The 5,420-nt window shown below is 44.2% G+C and carries 7 protein-coding genes; 4 read left to right on the forward strand and 3 right to left on the reverse strand.

Annotated features, from left to right (window positions below; genetic code table 11):
* The first annotated feature begins 372 nt into the window (after positions 1–372).
* The 3 genes from apf to QOR82_RS08660 all read left to right on the forward strand — a co-directional run bounded on the left by apf (position 373) and on the right by QOR82_RS08660 (position 2,392).
* The gene (gene apf / locus QOR82_RS08650) at positions 373–1,098 is read left to right on the forward strand and encodes an aggregation-promoting factor (protein ID WP_283584347.1); all 726 of its coding nucleotides are present in this window, start codon (positions 373–375) and stop codon (positions 1,096–1,098) included.
* Between the two features lie 127 nt (positions 1,099–1,225).
* Positions 1,226–1,729 carry an acyl-CoA thioesterase gene (locus QOR82_RS08655; RefSeq protein WP_283584348.1) on the forward strand — a complete coding sequence of 168 codons (504 nt, stop codon included), beginning with the start codon at positions 1,226–1,228 and terminating at the stop codon, positions 1,727–1,729.
* Positions 1,730–1,969: 240 nt separating this feature from the next.
* Positions 1,970–2,392, forward strand: a complete 423-nt coding sequence (locus QOR82_RS08660; protein WP_283584349.1) for an Hsp20/alpha crystallin family protein — start codon at positions 1,970–1,972, stop codon at positions 2,390–2,392.
* A gap of 55 nt (positions 2,393–2,447) precedes the next feature.
* Here QOR82_RS08660 and QOR82_RS08665 read toward each other — a convergent pair whose 3' ends face one another.
* The 3 genes from QOR82_RS08665 to QOR82_RS08675 all read right to left on the reverse strand — a co-directional run bounded on the left by QOR82_RS08665 (position 2,448) and on the right by QOR82_RS08675 (position 3,904).
* The gene (locus QOR82_RS08665) at positions 2,448–2,939 is read right to left on the reverse strand and encodes an NUDIX domain-containing protein (RefSeq protein ID WP_283584350.1); all 492 of its coding nucleotides are present in this window, start codon (positions 2,937–2,939) and stop codon (positions 2,448–2,450) included.
* Positions 2,940–3,067: 128 nt separating this feature from the next.
* Complete coding sequence (locus QOR82_RS08670) at positions 3,068–3,340, reverse strand: hypothetical protein (protein WP_283584351.1); 273 nt, start codon at positions 3,338–3,340, stop codon at positions 3,068–3,070.
* Positions 3,341–3,382: 42 nt separating this feature from the next.
* Positions 3,383–3,904, reverse strand: a complete 522-nt coding sequence (locus QOR82_RS08675; RefSeq protein WP_283584352.1) for a VanZ family protein — start codon at positions 3,902–3,904, stop codon at positions 3,383–3,385.
* 76 nt (positions 3,905–3,980) lie between these two features.
* Here QOR82_RS08675 and QOR82_RS08680 point away from each other — a divergent pair, with 76 nt between their 5' ends.
* Positions 3,981–5,333: an amino acid permease gene (locus QOR82_RS08680; protein ID WP_283584353.1), complete on the forward strand. Its 1,353-nt coding sequence runs from the start codon at positions 3,981–3,983 to the stop codon at positions 5,331–5,333.
* The last annotated feature ends 87 nt before the right edge of the window (positions 5,334–5,420 follow it).

Below are 5,420 nucleotides of genomic sequence, written 5' to 3' on the forward strand. Positions count from 1 at the left end.
GCTCCATCAACCAATAATCAATTGGTCAGTATTATTTATTTGAGTCCAGTGGTTAACTTATTCTTGAAATTTAGGAAGAGATCAAAAAATAGGAAAATCCAATGTTTTGAGAAAAAAATCGCGGAAATTTAGCTTTCTTTGCCGGCTTTGTGAGACATTTGCAAAAAAAGTTAGGCAGGGCTAAAAGGGTGAATTGACGCGCTTGCCAGCTTTTTTATCGAACAAGCTTTCGTAAATAATACAAAAATATGACAAAAGATTACGAAATAACCATGTTGTGAGATCTCTTAGTAACCCGCTCGTAACCTAAGAGCGTTATAGTTATAACCGTTGAATCGCAAAACAAAAAAGCAAAGGATGATATATATTTTGATGAAATTTACCAAGAAAGCTATCAAACTGACTGCAGCCATTGCTGGTGCTGTTGCATTAGGCACTGCCGCAACCGTTACGAGCGCTAACGCTGACACGATTTACACCGTGCAAGCCGGCGACACGCTTTCCGCGATTTCGTACAAGTTCTTTGGCAACCTGGACAATGTTGACCAGATTGCTCAAAAGAACAATATCGCCAACAAGAATCTGATTCACATTGGCGAAAAATTGGTCATCATGGATGATGGGCAAATTGCACCAGCTACTGCTAGTCAAATTGCAAGCCTGCCTGCTGCTAACCAAACTACGACTCAAAACCAAGCAGCTTCAACTACTGAAACGCAGAACACTGCTTCTGCCGCACCAGCTGCAAACACCAACAATGCTGTTTCAGCTAGTGCTAACAACAACACTGCTACCACGGCGTCAGCAAATGCTTCTTACAACAACACGGCAGCAACGACTCCTGCTGCTGCGTTATACAGTTCGAGCGTAAGCGGCAATGATGCTGCTGCCAAGGCATGGATTGCCGCTCGTGAATCTGGTGGTTCATACACTGCCCGGAACGGTCAATACATCGGTAAGTACCAATTATCAGCCAGCTACCTGAACGGTGACTACTCAGCTGCTAACCAGGAACGGGTTGCTGACCAATACGTTGCCAGCCGTTACGGTTCTTGGTCCAACGCCCAGAGCTTCTGGCAATCACACGGTTGGTACTAAAATAAGTGCCAGCGAGCATAATTAAAAATTGATCGGAGATTAGTGGAAAACTGTGTGGTTTTTCACTAATCTCTTTTTTGTTATTATTATTTTAAGAGAGAAAATCTATGTCTTAAAAGGTGAAAATATGGCAAATTCGATTATGTGTGCGCAAACGGCTGTTCATCATCAGCACCGGCTCTTGATGAAAGATATCAATGATCACGGGACGGTTTTTGGGGGTCGAATTTTGGCAATGGTGGATCTGGAAGGTTCATTGCCGGCTGTTCGTCTCTTCCGAAGCAAGGTCTTGACGGCAAGTATCGATCATCTTAACTTCATCGCTCCCTTTACCATTGATGATGCGATGCTTTTAACAGCATATGTCACGGGGGTTGGTCGTCGTTCGGCTGAAGTATTTATCAAGATTATTGGTGAGCACATCTTAACCGGGGAACGTTTCGTTGGCTTTACCTGCTTCGCGACTTATGTTACTGATGACCCACAAGCGACTGCTCCATATGATGAAGTGGTTCCAGCCACTGATGAGGAAAAGGCAATGGTGGCTGGCTACCAAGAGCGGCGGCAAGCTCGTCGGACAGCGCGCCAAGATAATAAGCGACTTTTGTCTGCAGTTGAGCTGGACGATTAAAATTAAATGATGATAAAATCATATGTTCCCTTAAATCGCCGATTTGACCAATTTTAATTTTGGGGCAGTTTTTTATAATTAAAGGCTGCTGTGACAGCCTTTATAACAGTTTTGTCAATAATAGTCAAAATGATCATTAGCACTTTAGGCCTTCAAGTGCTAATTTACTCTTGCGGATTCGACTTTTTGCGTTAGGATAAAAGTGTACCGAGAAAGAGGAAAGAAAGGAAGTTTTCAGTTATGGCTAACGCACTTGAACGTCGCAACAATTTCTTTGATGACATGATGAATATCCGCAACTGGATGAACGGTGACTTGATGGGCGATTCTGTTAAGTATATGCGGACTGACATTGCTGAAACAGGCAAGGAATACCGGGTCAAGATTGATATGCCAGGCTTCCAAAAGAAGAATATCCACATTGAGTATCAAAACAATATCTTAACTGTTTCCTGCCAGCGTGACACCTTCAGTGACGAGTCTGACAAGGAAGGCAATATTTTACATAGCGAACGGAACTACGGCCAAATGAGTCGTCAGTACCGGCTGCCAGATGTTGATTTGAACAAGGTTAACGCTAAGTATGAAGACGGAGTTTTGATTATTAATCTGCCAAAGCTACAGGTAAGTGGTGGGAACGGCAACAGTATCAGCATTGACTAATCAAGGCAGTTAAAGCAAAAGATCGGGGATTTATTCCCCGATCTCTTTTTTAATTTTAAATAAGATGTTTCTTATTAAACCATTCCTTTGCAAAGGATTGGGCAAGTGAGTTGGGCATGATGGTGTCGATCACTTGGTTGACAGGAATCCAGTTGTACTTGTCGATCTCATTGTTGGCTTGAACGTTGTCGCTGTCGGCAAGAACGGCGTAGTTATGAATTAGCACGTCATGACCCGCAAAATAAGCGTTGTCATTGTATTCGTACTTTGCAATCGGCAGTTTGGTTTCCTCGGTGATCTCACGTTTGAGAGCCTCCTTAGCATTTTCACCAGGATTAATGTAGCCGGATAGTAGGATGTAGTGCGGATTACCATATTGCTGCAGCAGCAGGACCTTGTCACGCTGCGGATTAAAAATAATGGCTGAAATGGCACTGGAGAATTTGATGAAACGGAATTGCTGGCAATGGGGGCAGTAGGGAACCATTCCGTCAATCCCGTTTCTCTTCATGACCAGTTTCGTGCCACATTCTGGACAGTATTTCATGATCTTAATCTCCTTTGTTTGAATAATGAAAGCGCTTTACTATTGTTCATTATATAACAAGTGACCCAATTTGGAGTAAAAGAAAAACTTAACCATCCCTGCTGGGAGGTTAAGTTGAGGACTTAGAATTATTGCTCATCTATTGACGAATCTTTGCTAGCTTTGACTTGATCTTTTGGATTGTCGTCAGCCTGACGATCATTTTTAGCAGCTGGCTTCTTTTTAGGATCACCTTCGGGGTGTTCGAGAATCCCCAGCGGAAAGTCCTTATCGATTTGTTTGAGAATTGGCAGCAGGTAGTTGACGTACTGCTGATAGGCAGCGACGGGATCCTTGCCACTCACGTTTTTAGCCATTAGAGCGAGCGCGATATCATGAGCCCGTTGTTCATTTGAAATCATTGTTTTCACCTCGCTTTTTTTATCCTTCATATTCTACCAGATTTACAATTTTAATTCATCAAACCAGTGGTGAAGGCCAGTCCGGTTGAATAGGGCAGTCAGCAGAAAACCGACTTGAACGCCCAGAAAGTTTGTAATGATATCGTCGATGTCAGCAAACCGCTCTACCCCGAAGACTAAATTGATCAGAAATTGGCTCGTTTCGATGCCGCAACCGATAGCGAGCCCAAGCAGCAATGGCCAGAATTTAGAGTGGTGTCGCGACGAAAAAAAGGCATAGCAGCCGGCCGGAATGGTCATCACGATGTTGAGAACGAACTCCATACTCAACGCTTGAAACGGAATGATATTATAGGGAACTCCGTGAAAGTAAAAGAAAATTTTATGAACACTACCCCAGTTATAGTGGGCTGGGGTAAAGCAAAGGCAGCCAATCGCGAAGGCGTAAATCCAGCAGCTGATAAGGGTAAAGTATTGCCAACCATGATGGGGCTGGCGAAGGCTCCGACTGATGAAATAAGCTAGAACAATGATGTAAATGATGATGGGTACCCAAACTTTCAATTTGTTTCTCCTATCTCCATGGTACAATAGACTTTCAAGCTTCAATGAATGATATTGAAAAGGGTGAAATGATTTTATGAATCAGTCCAAACAGCAAGAACCCACGATGGAACGCAATCTAAAAAGCCGACACGTGCAAATGATTGCCCTTGGTGGGACGATTGGGACGGGTCTGTTTTTAGGGGCTGGTAGAACAATTCACGTGGCAGGTCCGTCTATTGTTTTATCATACCTTATCACGGGGATCATTTGTTTCTTATTGATGCGGGCAATGGGAGAGCTCCTGTTATCCAATTTGCACTACCGAACTTTTATCGAACCGATGCGCGATTATCTTGGCGAGCGAACGGCCTTTGTTGCCGGCTGGATTTATTGGGCGTGCTGGGTTGCGATCGCAATGGCAGAAATCACCGCGATTGGGATGTATATCCAGTTGTGGTTGCCGCACTGTCCCCAGTGGTTTCCAGGATTGCTGACTGTTTTGATCCTGGTATGTATCAATTTAATCACAGTCAAGGCCTTTGGTGAAGTTGAGTTTTGGTTTGCGATGATTAAGATTGTCGCTATTATCTTCCTGGTCGCAGTCGGGATCGTCTTAATGCTGGTTCGCTTCCACACGCCTAACGGTTATGAAGCAACCCCGGCTAATTTGATCAACTACGGCGGCTTTTTCTCGCGTGGCTTTAAGGGCTTTATCCTGTCCTTCCAGATGGTGGTCTTTGCCTTTGCTGGGATTGAAATGATCGGCATGACGGCCGCCGAAACGGAAAATCCAAAGAAGATCATTCCTAAAGCGATTAACGCTATCCCGACCCGGGTTTTGCTCTTTTACATTTGCTCCCTTTTAGTGATTATGTGCATCTATCCTTGGAGCAAATTACCGGCCAATGCTAGTCCATTTGTAATGGTTTTTCGAGCGATCGGCATTCCTGGTGCAGCCAGTGTGATTAATTTTGTTGTGATCACGGCGGCAGCGTCGGCTTGCAATAGCGCTCTTTACACGACCGGGCGGATGTTGGCTGAGCTGACGAGTCAATCCCGGCGACCAGCTATTCAAAAGATCAGTGCGTTATCGAAACGGGCGGTACCGGGACGAGCAATCGTATTGTCCGCTGTTATTATCGCCCTGTCTTCGCTTTTAAACTACTTCATTCCAAGTAGCGTCTTTACCCTGGTTTCCAGTGTAGCAACGACATCTTTTCTCTTTATCTGGGGATTGATCATCTTGACCGATATAAAATTTCGGCAACAGCATCCGGAAGCGAAGGGAATGCCATTTGCGCCTTACAGCAACTGGTTGGTTCTGATCTTTTTCGTACTGGTTGCCATTGTCCTCTGCTTGGATAAGGACACTTTTGTGGCCCTCTTGACGTCAGTAGTGGTAATTGCCATTGTGAGTCTGACTTCGTTGGCCCACCAGCCGTCATAGATAAAAAAGGAAGGGTCTATATTAACTGGTATTGGTGAAAGCCGATGCCAGTTTTTATTATCTTAAATTGGCTAAATAAAAAAGGAC

Source organism: Limosilactobacillus difficilis (assembly GCF_947387495.1).
GTDB lineage: Bacteria > Bacillota > Bacilli > Lactobacillales > Lactobacillaceae > Limosilactobacillus > Limosilactobacillus difficilis.